The 23,445-nt window shown below is 64.0% G+C and carries 21 protein-coding genes and 1 pseudogene; 9 read left to right on the top strand and 13 right to left on the bottom strand.

Translation table 11 applies throughout. From position 1 onward, the window contains the following. Window positions 1-22 precede the first annotated feature (22 nt). Entirely contained in the window at window positions 23-1,849 is a 1,827-nt protein-coding gene (locus KF886_19840) for a hypothetical protein (GenBank protein MBX3179613.1), read from the bottom strand. 3 nt (window positions 1,850-1,852) lie between these two features. Further along, window positions 1,853-3,259, bottom strand: coding sequence for an arylsulfatase (locus KF886_19835; protein MBX3179612.1), 1,407 nt, complete (start codon window positions 3,257-3,259; stop codon window positions 1,853-1,855). Window positions 3,260-3,497: 238 nt separating this feature from the next. On the opposite strand from KF886_19835, the gene KF886_19830 reads away from it, so the two are divergent. Next, window positions 3,498-4,259, top strand: coding sequence for a hypothetical protein (locus KF886_19830; protein ID MBX3179611.1), 762 nt, complete (start codon window positions 3,498-3,500; stop codon window positions 4,257-4,259). A 77-nt stretch (window positions 4,260-4,336) separates the two neighbouring features. After that, window positions 4,337-4,543, top strand: coding sequence for a hypothetical protein (locus KF886_19825; GenBank protein ID MBX3179610.1), 207 nt, complete (start codon window positions 4,337-4,339; stop codon window positions 4,541-4,543). Window positions 4,544-4,576: 33 nt separating this feature from the next. Here the strand turns inward: KF886_19825 and KF886_19820 are convergent, their stop codons facing one another. The 5 genes and pseudogenes from KF886_19820 to KF886_19800 form a co-directional block, all read right to left on the bottom strand. Continuing rightward, window positions 4,577-5,707 carry an alpha-mannosidase gene (locus tag KF886_19820; protein ID MBX3179609.1) on the bottom strand — a complete coding sequence of 377 codons (1,131 nt, stop codon included), beginning with the start codon at window positions 5,705-5,707 and terminating at the stop codon, window positions 4,577-4,579. Window positions 5,708-5,835: 128 nt separating this feature from the next. Then, entirely contained in the window at window positions 5,836-7,080 is a 1,245-nt protein-coding gene (locus KF886_19815) for a right-handed parallel beta-helix repeat-containing protein (protein MBX3179608.1), read from the bottom strand. Between the two features lie 76 nt (window positions 7,081-7,156). Next, complete coding sequence (locus KF886_19810; protein MBX3179607.1) at window positions 7,157-7,858, bottom strand: hypothetical protein; 702 nt, start codon at window positions 7,856-7,858, stop codon at window positions 7,157-7,159. A gap of 108 nt (window positions 7,859-7,966) precedes the next feature. Then, window positions 7,967-8,161: pseudogene (locus tag KF886_19805) on the bottom strand (DUF1559 domain-containing protein). Window positions 8,162-8,285: 124 nt separating this feature from the next. Continuing rightward, window positions 8,286-9,359, bottom strand: coding sequence for a LacI family DNA-binding transcriptional regulator (locus tag KF886_19800; protein MBX3179606.1), 1,074 nt, complete (start codon window positions 9,357-9,359; stop codon window positions 8,286-8,288). A 225-nt stretch (window positions 9,360-9,584) separates the two neighbouring features. On the opposite strand from KF886_19800, the gene KF886_19795 reads away from it, so the two are divergent. After that, window positions 9,585-11,183, top strand: a complete 1,599-nt coding sequence (locus KF886_19795) for a hypothetical protein (GenBank protein ID MBX3179605.1) — start codon at window positions 9,585-9,587, stop codon at window positions 11,181-11,183. A gap of 168 nt (window positions 11,184-11,351) precedes the next feature. Here KF886_19795 and KF886_19790 read toward each other — a convergent pair whose 3' ends face one another. The 3 genes from KF886_19790 to KF886_19780 all read right to left on the bottom strand — a co-directional run bounded on the left by KF886_19790 (window position 11,352) and on the right by KF886_19780 (window position 16,523). Then, window positions 11,352-11,516 carry a hypothetical protein gene (locus tag KF886_19790; protein MBX3179604.1) on the bottom strand — a complete coding sequence of 55 codons (165 nt, stop codon included), beginning with the start codon at window positions 11,514-11,516 and terminating at the stop codon, window positions 11,352-11,354. A 246-nt stretch (window positions 11,517-11,762) separates the two neighbouring features. Beyond that, window positions 11,763-12,578 carry a hypothetical protein gene (locus KF886_19785; protein ID MBX3179603.1) on the bottom strand — a complete coding sequence of 272 codons (816 nt, stop codon included), beginning with the start codon at window positions 12,576-12,578 and terminating at the stop codon, window positions 11,763-11,765. Window positions 12,579-13,079: 501 nt separating this feature from the next. Continuing rightward, on the bottom strand, window positions 13,080-16,523 hold the full coding sequence (locus KF886_19780; protein ID MBX3179602.1) for a HEAT repeat domain-containing protein: 3,444 nt from the start codon (window positions 16,521-16,523) through the stop codon (window positions 13,080-13,082). 281 nt (window positions 16,524-16,804) lie between these two features. Here KF886_19780 and KF886_19775 point away from each other — a divergent pair, with 281 nt between their 5' ends. The 5 genes from KF886_19775 to KF886_19755 are packed head-to-tail and all read left to right on the top strand — an operon-like array spanning window position 16,805 to window position 19,651. Continuing rightward, window positions 16,805-17,392 (top strand): RNA polymerase sigma factor, encoded by a 588-nt coding sequence (locus KF886_19775; protein ID MBX3179601.1) that lies wholly within the window; start codon window positions 16,805-16,807, stop codon window positions 17,390-17,392. Next, the gene (locus KF886_19770) at window positions 17,379-17,639 is read left to right on the top strand and encodes a hypothetical protein (protein MBX3179600.1); all 261 of its coding nucleotides are present in this window, start codon (window positions 17,379-17,381) and stop codon (window positions 17,637-17,639) included. The genes KF886_19775 and KF886_19770 overlap by 14 nt, the downstream gene beginning before the upstream one ends. Next, entirely contained in the window at window positions 17,639-18,118 is a 480-nt protein-coding gene (locus KF886_19765; GenBank protein MBX3179599.1) for a hypothetical protein, read from the top strand. Before KF886_19770 ends, KF886_19765 begins: the two co-directional genes overlap by 1 nt. A 20-nt stretch (window positions 18,119-18,138) precedes the next feature. After that, entirely contained in the window at window positions 18,139-18,426 is a 288-nt protein-coding gene (locus KF886_19760) for a hypothetical protein (protein ID MBX3179598.1), read from the top strand. 28 nt (window positions 18,427-18,454) lie between these two features. Then, window positions 18,455-19,651 (top strand): hypothetical protein, encoded by a 1,197-nt coding sequence (locus KF886_19755; protein ID MBX3179597.1) that lies wholly within the window; start codon window positions 18,455-18,457, stop codon window positions 19,649-19,651. Between the two features lie 5 nt (window positions 19,652-19,656). Here the strand turns inward: KF886_19755 and KF886_19750 are convergent, their stop codons facing one another. Continuing rightward, complete coding sequence (locus tag KF886_19750; protein MBX3179596.1) at window positions 19,657-20,100, bottom strand: biopolymer transporter ExbD; 444 nt, start codon at window positions 20,098-20,100, stop codon at window positions 19,657-19,659. A 211-nt stretch (window positions 20,101-20,311) separates the two neighbouring features. Here KF886_19750 and KF886_19745 point away from each other — a divergent pair, with 211 nt between their 5' ends. Further along, entirely contained in the window at window positions 20,312-21,250 is a 939-nt protein-coding gene (locus KF886_19745) for a diguanylate cyclase (GenBank protein MBX3179595.1), read from the top strand. Window positions 21,251-21,318: 68 nt separating this feature from the next. Here KF886_19745 and purD read toward each other — a convergent pair whose 3' ends face one another. Further along, window positions 21,319-22,602 (bottom strand): phosphoribosylamine--glycine ligase, encoded by a 1,284-nt coding sequence (gene purD / locus KF886_19740; GenBank protein ID MBX3179594.1) that lies wholly within the window; start codon window positions 22,600-22,602, stop codon window positions 21,319-21,321. 75 nt (window positions 22,603-22,677) lie between these two features. Further along, complete coding sequence (locus KF886_19735) at window positions 22,678-23,283, bottom strand: IMP cyclohydrolase (GenBank protein MBX3179593.1); 606 nt, start codon at window positions 23,281-23,283, stop codon at window positions 22,678-22,680. Between the last annotated feature and the right edge of the window lie 162 nt (window positions 23,284-23,445).

The following is a 23,445-nucleotide window of genomic DNA, read 5'->3' as shown; positions in this document are numbered from 1 at the left end:
GTTTGCATGAATCGGGGCGGCATTACCAGCTCAGGGGAAGCGCTCCGGCCTGGGATTGTTCCGTTACGCCAACCAGGCCGTTTATGGTGGCCTTCCGGCTTCCATCAGCCAGATTCAGGGTGTACTTGCCTTCCTTGAAGACCTTCGGCTGCCAGGGAAGGCCCTTGACGCGGATCGTATACACGATTTCGCCGGTTTCCTCGTCAACGACCTGGACCACGGGCCTCTGGCCGGGAGCGCCCGTGATTACAGGCAGCCACGCGGCCGCCTCGCGGGCGTAGTTGTCTTCCTGGGCGATGGTGATGGGCCAGCCGGGGTGCTGTTGGGCGTCCGGCTGGGTCACATCGACGAATCGCGGCCAGCATTCCATCGTAATGCTGCGATCCTTCTTGTTGAAGCGTACGATACCATATCCGGCGGCCTGATAGTTATCGTCCGTCGGGTTGGCGTAGGCGAGCATGGTGATCTTGTTGCGCAGGCCGTCGTAGTACTGGCCGGTGTCGGGCAGGGGGCCGCCGGGATGGTTCACCGGCGGTTCCAGGGGCTTCCACCAGCGTCCGTAGTAGTTGGAGATGGAGGGTACGCAGAAGGAATAGCCGGCGTCGTTCCAATCCTCGGTTCCATGGTGGATGACGGTGGCGAGGTGCTGGTCGCCGCCGATCATGAAGGCAAAGGGCTTTCGGATGGCTTCCAGGGCCTTGCGGCGCCCGGTCTGGGGCCAGCCGTTCGAATCGAGGTCCGCGATCAGGCGTTCTGCGTCCTTGCCGTGGAGGTGCGCGGCGTTCGCGAAGACCGTTTGCGAGAGCACGGCCTTCATATCGGCCTTCTCCCAGTCCCGGCCCCAGACGTCGAGAAAGTGGAGCTGGCGCTCGCCGAGGAGGTCGGCGCCTTCCACATCCGCCAGCAGGGGATCGAAATCGGGATCGGTAATGTGATCCGGGCGCGGGCCTTGTTCGGGGACGAGTCCCTGCGGGCCGGATTTGAACTTGCGGTCCTCGATGATGGCGAAATCGACTCCGCCGACATTGAGCGAGGTATAGTAGACCGTGATGCCGCGCTCGATGGGCGCGGGATCGAAGGGATCGGGCAGGTGGCTGGTCTGCGCGCGCTGGACTTCGTTCACGTACTCGACCGGCATGAAGTAGCCGCCGTCGTGGCCGGCCGGTGTTTCGGAGACCTTCCCCCCCGCGCCCCAGATGTTGCCCTGGCCGACATCGTGGTCGTCGGGGATGGCGATCGTGGGGCGGTCGCGGATAATCTCGCCGAACTGCTGGCCGAAGAGGAGCCAGGCCTCGTAATGGCGTTTGTGATCGTAGGATTGATCGCCGGAAAAGAAGAGCAGATCGGGGTCCTGCGCCTGGATGTTGGCGATGATGTCGGGCTTCATTTCGCGTTCGCGGTTGGAATTGCCCGTAAACGCGGCGACGATGATCTCGTCTTTATCGACGGGATCCTTCCGGATACGGCCGGCATACGACGCGTCGCCATGGACCACGCGATAGTTCCAGTCGCGGGTGTGGTCCCACTTCTCCACGCGGAAGGGCGCGGTCCAACCCGGATTCACGACCTGGGTTGAGGCGATCTCGGTCCACGCGCCGTCCCTATCGATTTCGAGACGGACGGTATGGTCGGCCCCGTCGGGGAGCGGGTAGAGCTGTGCGGTGAGCTTCAGCACGCGGTCCTGCACGGTGTAGAGCGCGAAGCAGAAGACGTCATCGGCATCGTACTGAACAATGGGCGGCGGTCCCTGGCGTTGGGGCGCGGGATCCTGGGCGGGCGCGGGGAGGGCCCAACCCAGCGCCAACAGTGCGGCGGCCGCGAGAATGGAGAGAAAGCGCAATCGATTCAAAATCTACTGGCCCTTTCGTTCGGAGGCGAAGAGCGGGAACAGTTCCGATGGCGTGTGGGACGCCGCCATATGCCCCGCCAGGCGCGCGACGATATCCGGGTGTTCCTCCGCGATGTTGTTTTCCTCGCCGAGGTCATTCGCCAGGTTGTAGAGCTCCAGCGGGGCGTCGGGGTTCTCCGAGACGTCGAGGCGCACGGCCTTCCAGTCGCCTTCGCGGACGGCCTGTTTTCCACCCTGCTCTGTGAACTCCCAGTAAAGGTAATCGTGGGCCTGCTGGCCGGGCTGGCCGGTCATGGCGTTCACATACGAGATGCCGTCGAGGCCGTCCGGAACGGGCGCCCCCGCGAGTTCCGCGGCGGTGGGCAGGAAATCCTGGAAGCAGGAAATGTGGTCGGTCACGCCGCCCGCCGGGATGCCCCTGGGCCAGCGCGCGAGCATGGGCACGCGGATGCCGCCCTCGTACAGATCGCGCTTGATGCCGCGCAGGGGGCCGTTGCTGTCGAACCATTCCGGATCGTTGCCCCCTTCCCGGTGGGGGCCGTTGTCGCTCGTGAAGAGGATCAGCGTGTTGTCCGCGATGCCCAGTTCGTCCAGCAGGTCGAGGAGGCGGCCGACGTCGCGGTCCATCCACGTGACCATGGCGGCCATGTTCTTTTTGTTCTCCGGCCAGGGCTTGTCCTTGTACGGTCCCTGATCCGGAACCTCCATCCCATCCTTGCCGGCTTCGTTGTTTGCGTGGGGGAGCGTGAGCGACCAGTAAAGGAAGAAGGGCTGCGCGTGGCTGCGGCGCACAAAATCGAGGCCGGCCTGGGCGATAAGATCGTGGCTGTAGGTGCGCTTCTCCGTGGCCACGCCCGCGCCGGATTCCTTCGGTTCGGGCACGACGTTGTCCAGCTCGATGCGCCGTTCGTTCTCGATCAGGAAGGTCGGGTAGTAGTTGTGGGCGTGGCCCTGGTCGAGGTAGCCGAAGAAATAGTCAAATCCCTTGCGGGTGGGGACGCCCTCCTCCCCTTCGATGCCGAGCCCCCACTTGCCGGCCTGGCCGGTGGCGTAGCCCGCGCTCTTGAGGATTTCGGCGATGGTCACGTCTTCGGGGCGCAGGTTGACGCGCTTGTTGCCCCGGATATGAGAGCGGCCCGTGTGCAGGCCCGTCATCAGCACGCAGCGGCTGGGCGCGCATACCGTGCTGCCGGCGTAGTGCTGCGTGAACTTGACACCTTCGGCGGCCAGGCGGTCGATATTGGGCGTCTGGATATCCTTCTGGCCGTAACAGCCCAGGTCGCCATAGCCGAGGTCGTCGGCCATGATGTAGATGATGTTGGGCCTCGCCTGGGCCTTCGCGGGGGTGTTCAGGGCCCCGAGGGCCAGCCCTCCCAGGCCGACGCTTGCAAGGAATTCTCTTCTGCGCATGGTACGCTCCCATCCGGTGCGGTGTCGTTGCTTCGAAGCCTCGATTGTAGTATTTGCGGGGCGGCGTTACAACCCCGAGTTCGGGCGCCGGGGGTATTGCGGTTTTCGGGAGAATGGATTACCATGTTGAAAGGCAGTACCACGCAGGGAGTTGATATGTACAGCGGAAATGCACTTCATTTTCGGGGGGTATCATCGCCGCCCGATTCGCAATCCGACCTGATTCCGGAGGCTGCTTATGTTGAAGATTAAACCGGGCCCGTGGGCGTGGGCCGCTGTCGTTTACGGGCCGGTCCTGGCGATGTCCACGGTGCTTCCGATATTATTCCTCGCCCCCATCATCCTGGTATTGGTGTCGGGCGCGGGGCTTGATTCTCTATGGCGAGACTTCGTCGGGGGCGGGATGTCGCTTCTGGGTGGATTCCTGGGGCTTATCCAGGGCGCGCTGCGCGTGCACACCATCTGGTTCAAGAAGGCCATGCCGGTCGCGCTGCTTGCGAATTCGCGGACGCTCGCTATTCACCATTATCGCGGGCGGACGCGATACATCAAGTTCCGGGAATGCGTGGGGCTGCGGGAGGGGCCGCCCGTGGTGGTGCTGGAGAACGGCGAGCAGGTTCAGATCGGTTGCGAAGGAGTTAAATTCCGGCGCCTGGAGCGCGATTTCCTGGATCCGCTCTATGCGTGGTGGTGGCCGCACGTCAGCCGGACGCAGGTGCAGGCGTGGCTGGCGGCAAACCAGCGTTTGCCGATCGTCTTTCTTGCAACGGTCAGCGGTGTGCTTCCCATACTCGGTATCGCCTTGTTCGCGGCGTTGACAACCGGGCGCTTGTGGCTGGCCGCGGGTGGCTTTGCTCTGTTGTTGTTTCTATCTCTCAGGCTGGTGAAGGCGATCCGGCGCGCCGCAAAAGAGCGATATTTGACCATTTTTCCGCTTTACGAGAATGAAACCGCGTTGGACTACGTCGAAGAGCCGTGTCCGGAGCCGGCGGATTCCTGACGTCGGGGAGTGGCGGGCCGGGGCGGCGCGGCGGTATACTCGGGGCCCTACTCGAAGAACCACAGGAATTGCCTCGCGTGCCCGTTCCAGACAACGCCACCAAATTGTGTCCGCTTTGCGGCGAACTGATGGGAATCAACCGCGGCGTGTGCCCGAATCCGGACTGCACGTACCAGAGCACTTGGTTCAAGATCCGGCTCTATTTCGGGTGCGCCGGCGCGATATTCGCCTTCATTCTGCTGCTTATCATGGCGTGGATGGCCCTGAACGCGCCGCAGCCGTAATTGGCCCATCTGGTCGAGGAGGCGCCCTCTACTTCATCTCTCGGGCGGCGTCTCGTCCGGCCCCTCCCACACGCCGATCCAGTGGCGGGTCCGGTCGAGATACCAGTCCGGTGGGAGGCCTTCGTTGTCGAGGTAGAAGACCTGGCGTTTGCCGTCGGGCTCGGGCGGCAGTGCGGGCGGATGGCTGCGTGCGGGCTCGATCTGGGTGCCCTCGTGCCACTCGTTGAAGGAGGTGATGGAGATCAGGGCGGGATTTGCGGCGATGGCCGCCTGGAAGGCGCGGTCGTAGTAGGCGCCCTTTTCGCGCGCGCGGCTGTTGACGCCGTTCCAGGGCCGGATCTTGCGGTCTTCGTAGCCGGGGCCGACGCTGGGGATGAAGATCCAGTTGTTCTCGCGTGCGATTTCTGCGAGCGCGGGCCAGTTCGCCCAGGTGGATCCGTAGGTGAACCGGTCGGTCGCGAAGTAGGTGTAGAAGCCGTCGAAGCCGCCCTGGCGCAGGAAGGCGGTTTCGTCCTCCTTGACCCAAAGCCCGATGGCGATCACATCGTACGCGGTTCCGCGGATGGTCAGGTCGCCCTGGGGCGTCAGGACGCGGGCCCACTCGCTTGCCGGGGTCTTGTAGCTGTCGTACAGGTAGACCAGGGGGCGGTTCCCGTGGTTGGCGTTTCGGTAGAGCGCGGGGTGGTTTCCCCAGCGATCGAGGAGGTGGACCAGCGCCTTGCGGAATCCGTTGCCGTCGCGCCCGCCGAAGGGCTCGATGTGGAAGTTGACGCGGACGCCGGCGCGGGCGGCCTCGTCGAACAGGATTTGCAGCGCGGCGTCGGTGTAGTCGCCTATCCCCCACCAGGTCGCGGAGACAACGCCGACGCCGGCCTGTTTGAGGTGTTGCATGTGTTGCGCCACGGCGTTGGGGTCGTTGGAACTGTACAGTCCGATTTCCGGGTAGAAGTTTGCTCCGATGTCTTCGGGCGGTTTGCAGGTGTGCTTCTCGTCGGGGTTGCGCGCGGCGACGGCGTGGTCCCACTGGCGCCAGGCGCCGTCGGTCTGCGGGTTTCCGTACCAGGAATAGTAGAACGCGTGTACGTCGGGGTTGGCTTCCCGGGGCGATACGGGGAGGGCAAGCCAGATGGCGAAGAGGCTGAGCAGGGAACGGATCAGGGGCATACGGGATTCCGGGTCGGGCTGAAAACAATCGGACAGGTTGAACGTGACACGCAAGGGTACCCTTTCGGGCCCCGGCAAGTCACGCGCAACCTGTCCGGACTTCTGACTCGATTACGCGATGAAGGCGCTTACTCCATCCGCGGCAGCGTGACTTCGGGCAGGCGCGGGAGCGCCCCCGCGTGCGCGGAAATGTCGCGCCGCACGGCCTCCCTGGAGGTGGTGAAGATCGCCTCGGCGCCGCCCAGGTTGGCGAAGGTGACTTCGCCGCCGCCCGTTTTGGCGTTTTCGCCGATGACGATCCGGCGATCCTCGGGGATTTCCCCGTTCACGAGCCGATTGGTGTCGAAGGAACCGTCCCAGAGGATATCGGGCAGCGGAACGCCCGCCTGTGCGGCCATGAGTTGTCCGCCGTCGCCCATGGGCTCGTAGCCGCCTTTCCCGAAACGGTTGCCGTGGATATAGATGCCCTCGGAGTACGGGTTGTACTCGGGATCGGTGTTGGGGCGCCCGCTGGCGAGCCAGCTGGTGAGGAGGACGTTGGCGGTCTGGTTGTTGTAGATGTCGTTGTCGAAGATCTCGACGTAATAGTTGGCCATCACGATGACGCCGGTTCCGGTCGGCACCGTGCCGACTATATTGCCCTCGGGCGCGAAGTTCACGGTGTCGTTGTCGTAGATCTTGTTTTGATAGATGCGCGTGCGCTGGCCGTCCTTGAGCGGGAGCCCGGGCATGTCGAAGACGAGAATGCCGCCTGTGTTGCGCGTCGCGATATTGTCGTACACGTCGGCGTGGTGGCAGTTTTCGATCTCGATGCCGGCGACGTTGAATTCCACGAGATTGCGCCGGACGATTACGTTCTTCGTCTGGCCGACGTAGATGCCGGCGTCCGAGGCGCCCCGTACGATGCAATCCTCGATCAGCGTGTTGCTGGCGCTGACGGGATAGAGGCCGTAGGCGCCGTTGGTCGCTTTTGGACCGCCGGTCCATTCCGCGCGCACGCGGCGGATGATCAGGTTGTTGGCCCCGTTGGATTTGAAGGCGTTGCCCTTGGTGTCCTCAATGGCGAGGTCTTCGAGGGTTACGTTGTCGCTGGTGACGTAGAGCCCTTCGGCGCCCGCGTCCTGGGATTGGAACGTAAGCACGGTCTTCTCCATACCATCGCCCCGTATGGTGACGTTGTCCACATCGAGGGAGAGGGTGTGGTCGAATTCGTAGCGCCCTTCCTGGAAGTGGAACACCGTGCCGGGCGGGCTGAGGATAAAGGCCTCCTGAATCTGCAACTGCGCATCGGGCCCCGGTGAGAAGACGACTGTTTCGGCGCTGGCGACGCCGCATGCGATGGCGCACAGCGCAAAGCGAACTACCGTTTTCATGCACATACTCCTGAATGAGAAGCCGGGACCGGGCCGCGTCGTGGGGGGGCGGCCCGATCCCGGTATGAGGTTGATGTTATCCGATGCTGTTACCGATGCCGCGGGCGGTGTTGCCGTTGATGGGAGCGGCGCCTTCTTCGGAATACTTGAGGAACTCGACGTGTCCGTCCATGTATAGAACGTTGGCGCCGCCGGGGATGTGGCTGAAGTCCACCCGGTTGATATCCACGGTTACGGTGATAATGTCAAAGTACACGAATATTTCCGACTGCGCCTTCGCGCTCGCGCCGGGGTTGTTGATATCGGTAATCATGAATCGCTCGACGCCTTCGCGGAAGCGCAGGAGGTCCGAGCTGAAGCCGTTGCCGTAGTCGCGGGTATCGGGGAAACCGATGGCGGTCGCGGCGCTATTCAGGTTAATGCTTCCCAGCACGCGGGTTTCCGCGGTGTTGGTGGCGGGCCAGCCGGTGAGCGTGCGCACGGCGACATCCCACAGGGTGGATTGGAGGCAGATGTTGCCCGGGATCGGCAGGCCGAGGAGGGCCGCGTCCACGGCGCGATCATTGCTTCCACACTGGTCGAAGATGTGGCCGAAATAGAGGTAGCTGTCCTGACCGGCGCGGCTTCCTTTGTCGTCGTCGCCCTCGCAGACCTTGTGGAAATAGGTGGCGCCGCCGCCGGTGGTCCAGGCTTCGGTGGTCAGGGTGGCGTCGGACGGGCACACGAGGATGCCGGGGTCGACCAGGTATTCGGGGTAGACTTCGCGCGGGTCGACCATGGGTTCGTAGACGTTTTCGGTGCCCACGGGCACGGCGTTGTCGACGGAGGCCTGGTTGGTGAAGGCGTCGCAGTCGTAGGAAGGGGCCTGATGGTCGACATAGATGGGCGGGAAGACCTCGCCTTTGGACTCGTTGGCGTACATCTTCAGGACAAGGCCCATCTGTTTCAGGTTGTTCTGGCAGCTTGCGCGGCGGGCGGCCTCGCGGGCCCGGGCCAGCGCGGGAAGCAGGATGGCGGCGAGAATGCCGATGATGGCAATCACAACCAGCAGCTCGATCAGGGTAAAACCACTGCGTTTCATAGCGTGTACTCTCCGTTTGGTTTCTATTAGTGCAAACATTTCACGAATTCTCTCGTTTGCGGCGGCCGCGCAAATGCAAACCTCCTTTCCAGGGCGCTCAAGCCCGCGCGTTGGCTGCGCGCATTCAAATCCATTCGTCCAGGCAACCCGGCGTCACCAGTTCAACCGGTATGAGAAACTGCGCGGGATCCGGAGGCATGCCCCGGATCAGCTGGCGCACCATGGTGCGCAATGCGTCGTTCGTTTCCCGCGTGGTGGCCCAGCGGGTATAGGTGTAACGGGGCGGCGGGCCGGTCGGCGCGCGAACCAGCACCGTGGCTACCGCGAAGTCTTCCGGAATCCGCAAGCCGCGGTCCTCCGCGATGCGTACGGCGATCTCGGCGTTCCGGCGGGCGGTACAGATAAGCGCCCCTGGCGGGTTGCCCCGCTGGAATGCTTCCCGGAGCACGGATTCCACGTCGCTGCCTTCCACGTCCACACTGCGCACCCGGGCCTCAATCGGCTTGCCCGACGCGGGCCGCAATCCTTCCTCAAGCCCGTCGAGGAAATCGTTGTCGCCGCACCCCCACAGGTGGTTCATGAGAATAAGTACGCGCCGGTGGCCAAGGCTTGCGGCCCAATGCCCCAGCAGGCGGCCCGCCTCGCGGTGGTCCATGTCAATCCAGGGCAGGGGCGATTGCGTCTTGGAGACGCCGCCCGTCGCGACCACGGGTATCCCCTGCTCGGCAAAGAGGCGTTGGACCGGTAGGCCGCACCCAACGAGCACCACCGCCCGGGGGGCTTCGCCGGTGCGCCACGCGCGAACAAGCTGGCGGCAAAAGGATTCCTGCGCCGCGTCGGATATGAAGACTTGCTCGATGCGATCCCGGGGAAAGGCCTGGTGCAGCGTCGCGACGATGTTCTCGACGATTACGCGATAGGCATTGTAAAAATTGGCTGGAATGAAGATTTGGATAAACCGGACCTCGGCGGCAAGCCGGTCGGCCAGCGCGGCGCCGACAAAAGTGCCCGAGCCGTGGCGGCGGATCAGCACGCCGCTATCCGCCAGGCGCCGCATGGCGCGATCAGCGGTCATGGGGCTCACATCCAGGCGATCGGCGATCTCCCGCGCGCTGCAATAGGGCTGCCCCGGCCGCAACCCGCGGTTACGGATATCCTGTTCAATGGCCGACATGACGTGTGCGTTCTTGCTGCCCATGATGCTCCCAACCAGCAAAATGAAGCTTTGTGATAACACGATCGATGCAGTTTGTCAACGAAAACATCACGGGTGTACCAAAATATGGTACAGAGGCGGGTTGAGGCGGCTTTTCGAGTTCCCGGGTTCCGTATATCGGGCGCGCGGCCCGACCACGGCGCACGCTGAGCGAGGCCGATCGGTGGTATAATCCCGGCGTCGGCAAGGGCTCGGAGGAATCTCATCATGAAGGAACGCCGCGCGCGCGGGATGATTTGCCGCATGCTTTCCACTCTCTCGCCCTGCCTCGCGCTCGCGCTGTTGGCGGGCTGTCCGCCTCCACCGAACCCGCCCGCGCCCGCCGATCTCGAGGAGATCGCCGGGCGGCTGCTGAACCGCCTTGCCGCACTGGACAGCGACGCGGATGGCGAATTGTCTCTGGCCGAGGCCCGCGTCGAGGAATCGGGGCTGACGCGCGCGCAATTCGGCGCGCTGGACGCCAACAGCAATGGCCGCTTGAGCGAAACGGAGTTACGCGAAGCGGCGGGCCTCCCGGCGCCGATACCGGATCGGGATGGCGAAGTGGCGCCGGGTCCGCCCAACGCGTATTCGTGGGATGGGAGCTGGTCCCCGACGCCCGCGGATCTTCCGCCGGCCGGGCTGTACGACGACAGATATTTTGATGGCCACGTGTTGAACGGCGTGGCCACGCCCCTGCTGCCCCCGGGAGACTGGGACTACGTGGACCCGGTGACGATGCAGGTATCGGCGCTGGCCAATCTGAATGCGTTCCGGAGCAAGGTGGCGACCATCGTCCCGCTGGAGGATTCAGGCGGGCGGCCGTACGGGTGGCGCTTCGATCGCGCGCGTCCGGCGGGCATGGAGATAGACTTCACCGCGGATGTGTACGCCGGCTCCTCCGGAACCGATATCTGGGATGCGGGCGCCGGCGGGTTCATCCGCTTCAGCGCGGGGTTCAATACGGGCGATGGGCCGGATGTGCTGCGGGTTGGGTCGGTGTTTGCCGCGGACGTACGGACTGGATCCAGCCTGAACGGGGGGTTGCGGGATAACGACCTGGTGATCGCGGGTGACGAAATCGCGCGCGCGGTGGGGAATCCGGCGATCCGCGCGGCGACGATCCATACCGGGCCGGGAAGCGACCTGGTGTTCATCAACCACATGGAGCAGGCGGCCATCGATCTCGGAAACGGCGGGGATGGGCGGACGGACACGGTGGATCCGCTGGATGGCGACGACGTGGTCATTCTGGGCGGAAACATTCGGGATTGCCGCATCTTCGGTGGGAACGGGGACGATGTGTTCGTGTGGTACATCGACGAAACCGCCCCGACCGACCTGCTGCTGGCGAACTCCTTTTTCGGGTCGGGCGGCTGGCTGCCGGCCGTGTGGGACGACGCGGGGACGGACCGGCTGATCGTGGTCGTTCCGGACGACACGGCGGTGATCAGCGGTCCCGGCGCACTGCCGGCGGGGACGGCGCAGGTGGGCATTCGCGCGGGGTTTCCGGATACGCCGGAACCCGACGGTCCAACGCTGGCGGACCCGTTCGCGCGGTACTACCGGATCGCGGGGCGCAGCCCGGTCGGAAACCGGCAAACCGTCTTTTTCGACTACCACTCCGCATCCGGCCATGTCCGCGCGGGGGACATCTACCTGACGGCGGTCGAGGAGCTCCAGATCGGTGTGGGGCCGGATGCGAAGGTGTACCGTATTGACGATGTCAACGGCGCGGCGGTTCTGGACCCCGGCCTGGAGCCGATTCGGGAGATTCCGTCGCGCAGCGGGTACAACGAATTGGTGGATATGATCGCGGCGCCGTAATCTCGCTCGAAAGAATCAGCGTAACACTTTAGCCGAATGAAGTAGCGCCAGCCCATTATTTTCATGCCGCGATACTACGACGAGAGCGCGCAAGGCTGGGAGCGCACTTCCGTTGCAACGCGGGATTGGGTCGTAGAGGAGTCAATCCAACTTCATTCCGCTAAAGTTTTACCCGAACTGTACCAGGTTTGGCAGCACCGCAATCGAGGAATCCGCGCCGCCCACTTCGATCAGATTCCCCCGCGTCTCGGTGTCGTTGCCGTCCGCGCTGGTAACCGTGAGGACAACGGTGTATATCCCCGCGTCGTCACGGATGAACCATGAAATGCTCATCAAAGAATGCAAGGAAGCCGAATGCATTCCGGGGAGATAATTTACAATCCTCGTGTGAAGATCTCTTTTTGTCCCCTATGGATCCCCCATAGCGCCGCCGCTTTCCCCTCATGCTGCAGCAAGGCTTCAAGTCACCGCCACTTCGATCACCACACCAACACCGCAACACTCCATGGCTCATAAAGGCACCGGCCGGGGGGGCTCTATGGAGGAAGCCCCGGGGAGCCAAGCCCAAGTCACCGGACTCTAATCGTTAGCGGCGACTCCGGCACTTACTTTCGCCATGAATCTACCCATGTTGACGATTTCCAGATTTGCAGCTTCCTCCGGATGGAGTCCGTATATGTGCGCGATCCCTTTATCCCAGCCTACAATTTGATAGAACTCGTTTTCCCCCAATATCTGTTTACACGTGAACAATAGCGTCCGCTGTTCCTCGCTTCTTTCCGTTGGGTGGAGTGCATGAAGTTCGTGGAACGTGTCTTCGACGATTTTCAGCAATTCTGGTGATCTGCTGTGCAGCAGCCCGGACGCCGCGCCGTACATAAGATCCGCCTTGAACACGCGTTCCGAATCGCTGCTCGGGAACTGCGCCTCGCGCCATATTTGAAAAATGTATTCCGCTCCTTCCAGACTAAACATCTCTTTTAGGAACGGGCCACTTACTTCGGGATCCAACATCGCGAGATTCATTAGAGAAATTGCGATGCCCCGTACTACCTGCGATGCCTCTCGGCCCGGCAGCTTGGCCGTACGCCAGTCCCAAGGCTTGGAAACGAATTCCTTAACCACATCGAGGGCTTTGGCATCTTCCTCAAGGACGCAGATGGCGAATATGACGTCCCCCCATTGTGCGGCGTACGCCTCGTCCCGAAGTGCGCGTGACAGGTGCGGCAAATCGTCTTCCGAAAGCCTGTCTAGAACATAAGATTCAAGGAATATGCTCCCGCCGGACGGGCGTAAGTACTTCATGATGCGATCTGGATACTCACGCGTATCAATTGTCGCGCCAGCAGCATGCGCATTCGATTGCAATAACGTGTTGCTTTCCAATTCTTCCATTCCAGCTTCCACGTCACTCTGCCTGCCTCGAGCATCCGTTGAATGCGGCGTCTGGGTATCCGCGCCTGGACCATGCGTTTCGTCGAGGACTATTTCGTCCTCAGAGGTTATTGTCCTTGTCAGCAAGAGCATGAAGCCCGCAAGGAGCAGACAAGACGCCAAAACCAACAAGATTCGGCCACTCACTCTCTTATTAACGTTCATGTCCTGGTCCGATCCAAACACAAGGGCATTCGATCCGAGCACAACCGGGCCCCAGGTTTCTGGCTACCACGTCTGGGGGGGCAACGGCAGCCAACGCGGCATAAAATGAGCGGAGGATATTGCCTCCCTGCGTACCATTTCCGCCGGCAAATCCAGTCATCCAGGGCGTATCGCTCCTTCGCTGTGCCGGAGACGACCAGATTTCGCCCCCGAAATATCGCCTCATTCTAGCGTCTAAAGCAACCAAGAACCACGGCTCGGGCCACGCTGGCGTGCGCGCGGCGCGGTAGGATCATACTAATTTCTCGTGGCCAGGAACTCCACCAGATCGCGGAGTTCGCTCAAGGTGAGAAAGTTGGCGAGGCCCTCCGGCATGCTGGAAAGGGCGCGATCGCGGGTCAGGATATCGGACTTGGGTATGGTTACGCGTTCGACGTTCGGGGGTGCGAGCGTGGCGGCGTCGCCGTGGGCGCTATCCTCCGCCACGACATCGACCTCACTGTGCGGCAGCTCGGGGCCGTCGAGATCGGCGAAGGGATCTTCTTCTTTCGGGACCTCCAGGGTCAGCGTGGCGTCGTCCTCGGCGAGAAGGCGTCCAGTGAGGTAGCTTCCGTCCCGGCGGGTGATGGCGACGTTTTCAAAACCCTCGGCGATGGCCGCATTGGGGGTGACTATGGCCGCCAAGAGGTGTTCGCGGTCGACGCGGGCGCCGATGCCCGTGAGATCGGGTCCGACTTCGCTGCCCCCCTCCCCATCCACGGCGTGGCACCGGAGGCACTGCGTCTCGGCGCGTTCGAAGAAGATGGCGCGCCCCGCGCGGCGGTCGCCCCCGGCCAGCGCGGGCCGGTAGGGTGCGAGCGGGTCTGACGTGGACAGCGACGCGTGATAGTCTGCGAAGGCATCTCTAACGGGCTCGTGCGTGGAGGCGCCGGCGACTTCGACGAGTTCCAATTGGATAGCCGGATCGGTTTCGTTGCGGACGAGTTTTTTCAGGAGTCCCACGAGCAGATCCGCCTGAGACGCCATATCGAGTCGGGGAATGGCGCGGAGGGCGGCTTGTTTCTCCGGAACACTGCCTTCCTCCAGGCGCGCGCGGATGGCGGCGCTTGCGGCGGCGGAGTCCAGGGCCACGAGCTGGGTGAGTGATTCGGCGCGGATGGCGTCGGAATCGGCGTGCAGGGTGGTATCGAGCAGCGGGCGAAGCGCGGCGGCATCGATGCGTCCCAGGGCCCGCATGGCCTCCACGCGATCTTCGGGCGCGGCCTCGGTATTCGCCACGAGCCGGGCCAGGGCCGGACCCGCGCCCTCGATCTGGTGGCGTTCGCAAACCGCGGCCACCGCCAACAGCACGGCGGGCTCGGGAGCACGCACGAGCGTGTCCAGCGCGGTGGCGATGGCGGTTCGCACGTCGTCGGCGCTTCCGGCGGGCCGGGGCCACCACGCGCCGGTGACGGGATCGAGCGCCGGGGGCTCGGTCCAGTCCGCGAGGCGCACAAGCGCTTCCACGCGGGCGCCTTCGGGGATACCGGCGTGCGTGGCGAGTCGGGCCAGCGCCGCGGCGTCGTTGGCGCGGCCCAGGCGCCAGTGGGCGTTGAGGACGCGCCGCCAGGTGTAGGCATCACCTTCCGCGATCCGGGCTCCGGTATCCGCCAGGGCGGCAAGCGCGGGGTATGCGGCCTCGATGGGCGCGTCGTGGATAGCGCGGACGGCTTCGGCGACGATGAAGGCGTCGGAATCGGTGAGAAAGCGGGCCGTTTCGGGGCTCTTCAGGCGGCGGAGGGTCAGGAGGGCGCCCAGACGCACGGCGGGCGTCGGATCGTACGCGAGTGCGGCGAGCGCGGCCTCTTCCGCCGTCCCCCGAAGGCCGATTACCGCGGCGTGGCGGAGGTAGGCGTCCTTATTGTCGTTCCGGCGCAGCAAATCGACCAGCGCGGCGGTGGCGGCGGGATCTTTCACCCCGAGGCGGCCCAGGCTGGTCGCCGCGTGGAACTGTACGCGCGGGCTGGGATCGTTCAGGGCCTCGTGCAGCGCCGCCACGACCTGACCCGGGGAGGCTTCCGCCAGTACGCGGGCGGCCTGCAGCCGGACCTCCTCGCTGGCGTCGGATAACAGCGGCAGCAGTGTGGCGCCGTCGATGTCGCCCTGCAATAGAAGCTGCCACTGCCCCCAGATCCCGTGGAGCCGGGCAAACAGGGTAGCCCCGGCATTTGCCGCCGCGTCAAATATTGGCAAGGCGGCTTCATGCAAGTCGGCGAGGGCCCACTGGGCTTCCAGGCGAACCCGCTGGTCGGCGTGTCCCAGGAGCCCCGCCAGTTCTCCGGGCGTGCGATGGGCCATACCCTCGCGAAGCAGGCGGACGGCCTCCGCGTGGGTTGCGTTGTTTTCCTGCGCGGGCTCGAAGACGCGGTATAGCCGCCCTTTCATGGGCTGGTCCCAGCCCTGGGTCCAGTCGGAGAAGTAGAGGCCGGGCCGCATACCGAACTCAACGTCCGTGGCGAGCATGTGGTTGCTGAAGTCGCGCCGGTTCACCAGTTCGAAGCTGGCCCCCTTCGGCGCGACCTGAAAGGCGTGGATGAGGCTGCGATCCTTGTCGCCCCGGAAATCGCACAGGAAGAAGGTGTCGTTGTAGGCGTCCGACATGCCCGTGCCCGGATAGAAGGCCAGTCCGGACGGCCCCGCGCCGAGGTTTAGGATCGGCGGCACGATGTGCGCGGGCTGGCCCGCATGCAGCGGCTCCCACATCTTCTCCGCGTTCCACGGGCCGCGCGTATTGGGCTGGGTGATCCACTGGTAACCGATGCGCCAGCCGCTGTCGCCGCCCTCCACGATCCAGACCCAGCGGGCCTGATCGCCCGCATCGGAGTTGTTGTCGCCGGTGAAGAGATTGCCGTAGTTGTCAAAGGCCAGTTCCTGCGGATTGCGTAGGCCGCGGTGCACGATTTCGAGCCTGGACCCGTCCAGGTTGCAACGGAACACCGCGCCGGTGTCCTGATCTTCCAGGCGGCTGCCGTCGGGCATGGGAGTATTCACGCCGCGATCGCCGATGCTGAAGTAGAGGCGGCCGTCTGGCCCCTTGCGCAGGCCGTGCAGGTCGTGACCGAGGAAGTTGATGTGGACCCCGTAGCCCGTGCTCAGTACTTCGCGTTCGTCCGCCACATGATCGCCGTCGTTGTCCCGCAGGCGCCAGAGTTCGGGGATGCAGGTGTAATACAGGTTGCCGCGATCGAGCAGCACGCCCGCGCCAATACCCGCCAGCGCATCCTTGAAGCCATCGGCATAGACCTTGTCCCAATCCGCCTTTCCGTCCCCGTCGGCATCGCCAAGAACCTTGATGCGATCATGCTCTCCGACCCAATTGGCGAAATCCGCCCCGAGATTCTTCTTCATCGCGACCAGCCGGTCTTCCACGGTGCGCGACGCCAGGTCATCCACCAGCCATTCGCGGTGGCCCCGCATATCCCCCACGCCCTTGTGGTGCCGGTAGGTCTCGGCAACATAGAAATTGCCCTGATAATCCACATAGAACGCCACGGGATTGGCCAGTTGCGGCTCCGCGGCGAACAGCTCGATTTCGAAGCCCGGCGCGGCGGTGAAGGCGGCGATTGCGCGCTGGCCTTCGTCGGAGGCCGGGGCGATATCGGGCTGGTACGGGGCAGACTGCGCGGGGGCTCCCAGGGCGGTGAGCGAAGCCAGGATCGCGGCAATCACGTGGGGTAAACGGCGCTTATTGGCGAAAAACAACACAGGAAAATCCTTGGATCGGGCGGGCGAGTTCTGGTAGGAATGGAGTGAACGATAGTGTGGAAGTTGGGAAGGGTATCATGAAGGCTGTCGTGCGGCCAAGCGGGAAAGCGCAGAATTCGCAGTCTGAAGGCTCCTTCGCTGGCTGACCGGGCGGCGTCGGGCGTCGACGGCGGGTGTAACATAGTGCACGCATGCGCGCACAAGGCAGTAGAACGTGGGATTCCCCGCCTGGCGTCCGCGCGGTGTGGTGTTTCGGAAAAGGATGAAGAGTTCCACCGTTGACCAGCAGCGATGCCGACATACCCCATGGCGGGGACGTGGCCCTGGTGACCGCCGCGCTGGCGGGCGACGAGGGCGCGTATATGGCCATTGTGGAGGCGCACCAGCCGATGGTGGCGCGGCTGATGTGGCGCTTTACGACGGATCCGCTGAAGCTGGAGGAGCTGGTGCACGATACGTTCGTACAGGCCTATTTCAGCCTGGGAAAGTATCGGGGTACGGGCCCGCTTGGCGGGTGGATCCGTACGATAGGGGTGCGGGTGGGTTACCGCCACTGGAAGGAGAAGGCGCGGGAGAAGAACCGGGACGAATTGAATGATCAGATCGCGCGGGATCCGGGCGTGATCCACGCGCTGGAGGCGGATCCGGAACCGGCTTCCGCGGCGCACCAGGCGCTGCATGCCGCCCTGGGCCAGTTGCCGCCGAGGGACCGCCTGGTGCTGACGTTGCTGTATTGGGAGCGCTGCTCCACGGAGGAAGCCGCGAAACTGACCGGCTGGAGTGGGAGCATGGTGCGGGTGCAGGCGTTTCGCGCTCGGAAGAAGCTGAAGAGGCTGTTGGAGAAACTCGAAGATGGACGTGGTTGAACGGCTGGAGGAACTGGCGCGGCGCGCGGAGACGGCGCCCGTGCCGGCGGTGGATGTGCGCGCCCGGGTGCGGGCGACGCTGCTTGAGGCGGCATTCGATGAGGCGGAACTGATCGACCGGCCCGCGCTGGCCTTTGCGGGGCTGTCCCTCGCGGTGACCGCCGGATTCTTTGTGGCGTTTCTACCCGCGCTGCGGCTCTTGTGGGACCCGTGGCTTGCGTATATGAATGCGCCGTGGAGCTATTGATGTCCGAAACGCCCCGAGCCCCCCTCCCCCGCCACCGGCGCGGCCCGCTCCGGATCGCGTTACGCGTGCTGCTTATGCTGGTGATTTTTCTGGCGGGCGCGGTATCCGGCGCGCTCTACGGGATCGATTTCTCGTTTCGCCAGATGCGCGAGCACGCGGAGCACATGGACGAACTTCCGGACCATGTGGTTCCGAGGCTGGCCAATGATCTGGCGCTCACGCCGGATCAGCGGGACGCCTTCGACCGCATCTTCCGGAAGCACCACGACGCGATTGCGAAAGCCGAGGGCGAGAACGCGATCCGGGTTCACCAGATATTCTACGAGATGGGCCGGGAAATATTGCCCCTGCTGAACGAGACCCAGCAGGCCCAGTTCCGGGAGGTGCACCGGAAGATCTGCTCGGTGTTCTTGCCGCCGCTGCCGAAGTACAAAACCGGCGACGGCGCCTCGCCGGCGCACCCCTGCGAGGGGCTGTAGGGCTGGGGCTTGAAGCATGCATGCGGCGCACGGCGGAGCGCTTCTCCGGTTTCGTGTCGTTTCAGCGCTTCGACGCGCGGCCGGAGCGGTTGATGCCGAGGGCGGATTTGCGCCAAAACTGGATTTCCGCCGGGCAAATACGGGAATGGCAACCAGAAAAATTGGACTTTTTCGGCTTGCGCACGTTATCGTTATTTAGAGAACGTCAAGATATGGTTTGGCGGGTCTGGCGCACCATGTCGCCCGTGGAAGACGCCACCATGGGCCCGATGATGATCGCGCGCCGCCCGTTCGCAGCGACAGGTTAACGGTATTCGGGAGTCCGCCGGTATTTCTGTGTTTCTTCAGATAGTCGGGATACTTCTGCTTGTCCCCTTTTTTGGCTGGGCCGTGGTTTTGCTGCGCCGGCGCTTCCTGTATTACGAAGAGAATTCGATACTTGTCGAGGCGCTGACGGCGGGCGGGCTCGTGCTGTTCTTATGGATCGAGGCCGCCGCGCTCCGGCATGCCCTGGGGCACCAACTGCTCTATTATCTCTTCGCGCTGCTCGGTCTGGCCGTGGCGGCATTCGCGCTGTACGCTCACGTCCTGATCTCGCTGGCGTCCCGCGTCCTGGTCGACCTGGTGCTCGCCGGGGACGTCACGCCCGCCGATCAGCCCCGTTTCGGGCCTGTGGAGGCGCTGGAGCGCAGCGAGGATTACGAGGGCGCCCTGCAGGAGTACCTGGTGCTGGCGCGAATCTATCCGCGCAACTTCGAAGTGCTCCAGCGCACCGCCCGCATCCACGAACTCCTCGAACGCCCGGAAGAGGCCAGCGTGTGGTATCAGCGCGCGCGCAAGCGGGCCGCCGGGCCGGATGAAGCCCTTGTTGCGGTGAACCGGCTCTGTGCCCTCTATGATGGGGATTTGAAGGTTCCCAACGAAGCGGACAGCGCGCTTCTGGCCTTTCTGTCGGATTATCCGGACTCCCTGGACGCGCCGGTGGTACGCGATCGCCTGGAGCGCCGGGCCCAGCGGGCGGATTTCCAGATTTCCGCGGCGCTTGAAGCGCTGGACGAGGCCACCCTCCCGCAGGAGCACGCGGAGCACCCGGAAAATGCCCTGGAGGTCGCCGGTATCGGGGCCGCGCGCGCGAGGGAGCTTTCCGGGAACCGCACGGGGACCGGGGCGGCGGCGGAACCGAAACCGGGTGGCGCCGCCACAGTCAATCTGGTGTCTCTGGAAGAAGCCGGCGCTTCGGATTCGGACATCGCGCCGGAAGTCCCGGTTCAACAGCCCGCGGCGGGTCCGCGCGTCGCGCTTGAGCGGCTTGAGAGCGCCGCACCCGCGGAGGAGACGGCAATCTCCGGAACCCCTCGAAATGGCCCGCGCGACCGCCCGGAAAAGTTGGAAAACCGTGAACCGGCGAGCACGCTGGAGGCTTTGGACGCGGTCCAGCCGACGGAAGATGGGCCGGAGACGGCGCCGGAGCGTTCCACAAATCGCCCTTCGTCACTTTCGCTTGAGGCGCTGGACGGCCCGGAGACGGGGTAGCCGGTTCATTCCGCGCCCGCAGGTTCCTCCATGGGAGTATCCGGGCGCTGCGTGCGAATAATCAACTGCTCCCCGCCCACCTTGCGGGCCAGATCGATCACCGCCACGAAGTCCTTCGTGTCCGCTCCCCCGTCGGCGCTCAACGCCATCCGCGCCCCGGGCTCCTCCGCCAGAAGCTCCCGCAACCGCGCCTCCAGCGCCTCCATTGAGATACCCGATTCCCCGTCGAACTCGATACCACCGCCGGAATCCAAGCGGATTTCGTGAGGCGCCTCCAGCTGTTCGGTGGCGGTGGCGGCGGATGGCAGCGTAATGTCGATACCCGCGTTGTCGCGGAACACCGATGAGACCATGAAGAAGATGAGCAGCAGGAACATGACGTCGATGAGCGACGTGATATTGATGCTCGGTCGCCGGGGTTTGCGGGCTCGCCCAAACGCGTTATTCACGGTATTCCGCCCTCCAGGTTGCGGCGATCTGCGGGCCCGCGCGGCGCGGTCCCATGCCGCCGCGATTTTAGTCCAAGCTGCTGGCAGCGAACAAGTTCCGCGTGGATAAAAATCGCGGCGCGTTTGCGAAATTCCTCCAAATCAGGTAAACTTGGTGCGGTTCCATTCGGGACGCGTTGTGGGATGGTAGAGAGCCAGTCAGGGGTACCGCGTGCATCAGTACACCGTCTGCGTAGCTGAAGATTGCGAGGACGAGAACGCCCTGCTCCGGGCTGGCCTTTGCCTGAACGGTTACGAGGCGCTCAGCGCGTTTACGGGCCGCCAGGCGCTGGACGTATGCCGCCGCCAGCCGGTGGACGTGCTTCTGCTCGACGTGGGATTGCCGGACATGGACGGTTATGAGGTGTGCCGGCACTTGAAGGCGGATCCGCGAACAGCCGGCATACCGGTTATCTTTATTACCGCCCGCAGCGATACAGAAGACGTCATTCGGGGGTACAATTCAGGTGCGGCCGATTATATTGGCAAGCCGTTTAATCTGCCGGTGGTAATGATCCGGATCGAGGCGCTCATGAGAACACAACAAACCCACGATGAACTTCCTTCCCCGGGGGACCTGATCGACACGGCCTATACCGATCAGTTAACGGGATTGCGCAACAGCCGCTTCCTTCTGGAACGCCTGCAGGAGGAGGTGGAGAAAGCGCACCGCTACGACTATCCCGTATCGTGCGTGGTGCTCGACGTGGACGAGGTGAAGGCCCTGAACGACGAAATGGGCACGGCAAGCCTCGACGACGTTCTGGTGGAGGTGGCGATCGCGATGCGGAATGCCTCGCGGAACTACGACATTCTCGCGCGTTACGACGGCGCGATGTTTGCCGCCGTGCTGCCCCACGCCGTGCTGGACGAAGCGATCCGCTACGCGCAGAAGATTCACGACGAGATCAGCACCATTACCTTCAACGACCCGTGCTGCCCGTCGCAGGCGCAGTTGCGATTTGGCGTGGTCTCCTGCCGGAACGGCAGCGCCACGGGCGCCGAGCACATCCTCGGCGAAGCGATGCAGGGGCTTTTCAAGGCGAAAAGCCGGCACGGCAAGCGGCTGTACGCGCGCGACCTGCACGACAAGTCGGAATCGAGTTTCTAACGGCAACGCCCCGGAGCATCCCGAGAACTCGGTCGTGCTTCCGGGGCGTACTTTGTCTGTCCACGCGGCTACGGGATGCGCTTGAAGGCCTTCTGGCCGATGTCCCGCCGGTAGTGCATCCCATCGAAGTGAATCCGGGCGACACCGGCGTAGGCGCGGTCCAGCGCTTCTCGCAGGTTCGCGCCGAGCGCGGTTACCGCCAGCACCCGCCCGCCGCTGGTTTCGAGGCGTCCCCCGTTGTCCCGCGTGCCGGCGTGGAACACCGTGACGCCTTCCACGGCCTCGGCGTCGTCGATTCCCGTGACGGCGCGCCCTTTCGGGTAGCTGCCCGGATAGCCCTCGCTTGCCAGCACGACGGTCGCGCAGGGTTGATCGGTGTATTCGAGGGAAATCTGGTCGAGGGTTCCGCGGCAGCAGGCCTCCGCGACATCCACCAGGTCGGTGGTCAGGCGCGGCAGCACGACCTGGGTCTCGGGGTCGCCGAAGCGGCAGTTGAACTCAACGACTTCAGGTCCCTTGGCGGTGATCATCAGCCCGGCGTACAGCACGCCCACGTAGGGGGATCCTTCGGCGGCCAGGCCGTCGACGCAGGGCTGTAGTATGCGGCGCTGGATCTCATCCAGGAGCGCCGGCGTTACCAGGGGTGCGGGCGAGTAGGCCCCCATGCCGCCGGTGTTGGGGCCGGTATCGCCGTCGTGGGCCGCCTTGTGATCCTGGCTGGAAGCCATGGGAATCACGGTTTTCCCGTCGGAGAACGCCAGAATGGACGCCTCCTCCCCATCGAGGAAGGCCTCAATGATGATCCGGACGCCGGCGGCTCCGAAGACTCCGCCCACCATCGCGTCGTCAATGGCCTGAAGCGCCTGATCGCGTTCGAACGCAACGGTCACGCCCTTTCCCGCCGCCAGGCCATCGGCCTTGACGACCAGGGGGACGCCGATTTCGTCGACATAGGCCCGCGCGGCTTCGGGATCGGTGAACGCGCGATAGGCCGCGGTCGGGATATTGTGTCGCGCCATGAATTCCTTGGCGAAGGTCTTGCTCGCTTCCAGTTGCGCGGCGGCCTTCACCGGTCCAAATACCATCGCCCGGGTGTCCGCCAGCGCGTCCACAATACCGGCGGCCAGGGGGGCTTCCGGGCCGACGAGGACGAGATCGATCTCCTTTTCCGCAATCAATGCGCGCACCGCGGCCGCGTCTTCGGGATCCACATTTACGCAGACGCCCTTCTCGAGTCCCGCGACACCGGGGTTCCCCGGCGCGCAGTACACCGTTTCCACGCGGCTGTTCCGGGCCGCCTTCCACGCCATCGCGTGTTCGCGCCCGCCGCCGCCCAATACAAGTATGTTCATCATTCAATCCTGATCCGAAACGAGCGCGGGCGCAAAGCCGGCGCAAGCGCGTTGTGTTGGGGTTGGTCCGTCCACCTATTCCTCGGGAGGAACGGTGCTTTCGAGGTAGTCCGCGATGGCGCGGTCGTATTCGGCGGTCAGCGCGAACGCCTCCTGTGCGAGCCGGTAGCGCGCCGCAAACGGAACCTCGCCTTCGAGCGCCCGCAGCTCGTGCATTACGGAGGCGTAGCGGTCGGGATTGACCACACAGGTGACAAAACGGAAGTTCTTCGCGGCCGACCGGATCATCGCGACGCCCCCGATGTCCGTCTGGTCGAGCACTTCCTCCGTGGTAACGCCGGGCTGGCCGGTGATATCGCGCATCGGGCGGATGTTGGCCACGAGCATGTCCACCCAGTGCATTTCGTAGGCCTGCATTTGCTCGCAGTGGAGCTTGTTGTCGCGCAGGCCGAGCAGGCCGGCGTGCACTTTCGAATGGAGCGACTTGACCCGCCCGCCCATCATCTCGGGCACGCCGGTGTACTCCTCGATGCTGAGGGCGTCGATTCCGGCTTCGCGCAACACGGTCAGTGTGCCGGAGGTGCTGATCAGTTCGACCTCCAGATCGCGCAACAAGGTCGCCAACTCGACGACGCCCGTCTTGTCAAAGCAACTCAGTATGGCCCGCCGTACTCTGGGCATTTCCATTCCTCCCGCGGGAGGCGCCGGTGGCGCGGGTCCGCGATTTTAACAAAAGGAAGGGAATGATACGGCAATTGCGCGGCAATGTCGAATTCTCAACGGGTCTCGCAATCCCGGGGGGCAGGCCGATGTGGATGCGCGCTCGATTTCGCAATCGCAACC

It is taken from the genome of Candidatus Hydrogenedentota bacterium, from assembly GCA_019637335.1.
Classification (GTDB): Bacteria; Hydrogenedentota; Hydrogenedentia; order Hydrogenedentales; family JAEUWI01; genus JAEUWI01.
This window is presented reverse-complemented; position numbering and strand designations above follow the sequence as displayed.

Bases quoted from the DNA above. Each gene is read 5' to 3' on its own strand.
- KF886_19820 (MBX3179609.1), bottom strand. From the start codon at position 5,707: ATGCCCCTGATCCGTTCCCTGCTCAGCCTCTTCGCCATCTGGCTTGCC.
- KF886_19765 (MBX3179599.1), top strand. From the start codon at position 17,639: ATGTCCGAAACGCCCCGAGCCCCCCTCCCCCGCCACCGGCGCGGCCCG.
- KF886_19830 (MBX3179611.1), top strand. From the start codon at position 3,498: ATGTTGAAGATTAAACCGGGCCCGTGGGCGTGGGCCGCTGTCGTTTAC.
- KF886_19785 (MBX3179603.1), bottom strand. From the start codon at position 12,578: ATGGAAGAATTGGAAAGCAACACGTTATTGCAATCGAATGCGCATGCT.
- KF886_19800 (MBX3179606.1), bottom strand. From the start codon at position 9,359: ATGGGCAGCAAGAACGCACACGTCATGTCGGCCATTGAACAGGATATC.
- KF886_19835 (MBX3179612.1), bottom strand. From the start codon at position 3,259: ATGCGCAGAAGAGAATTCCTTGCAAGCGTCGGCCTGGGAGGGCTGGCC.
- KF886_19815 (MBX3179608.1), bottom strand. From the start codon at position 7,080: ATGAAAACGGTAGTTCGCTTTGCGCTGTGCGCCATCGCATGCGGCGTC.
- KF886_19810 (MBX3179607.1), bottom strand. From the start codon at position 7,858: ATGGTCGACCCGCGCGAAGTCTACCCCGAATACCTGGTCGACCCCGGC.
- KF886_19760 (MBX3179598.1), top strand. From the start codon at position 18,139: ATGCGGCGCACGGCGGAGCGCTTCTCCGGTTTCGTGTCGTTTCAGCGC.
- KF886_19735 (MBX3179593.1), bottom strand. From the start codon at position 23,283: ATGCCCAGAGTACGGCGGGCCATACTGAGTTGCTTTGACAAGACGGGC.
- KF886_19795 (MBX3179605.1), top strand. From the start codon at position 9,585: ATGAAGGAACGCCGCGCGCGCGGGATGATTTGCCGCATGCTTTCCACT.
- KF886_19790 (MBX3179604.1), bottom strand. From the start codon at position 11,516: ATGAGCATTTCATGGTTCATCCGTGACGACGCGGGGATATACACCGTT.
- KF886_19770 (MBX3179600.1), top strand. From the start codon at position 17,379: ATGGACGTGGTTGAACGGCTGGAGGAACTGGCGCGGCGCGCGGAGACG.
- purD (MBX3179594.1), bottom strand. From the start codon at position 22,602: ATGAACATACTTGTATTGGGCGGCGGCGGGCGCGAACACGCGATGGCG.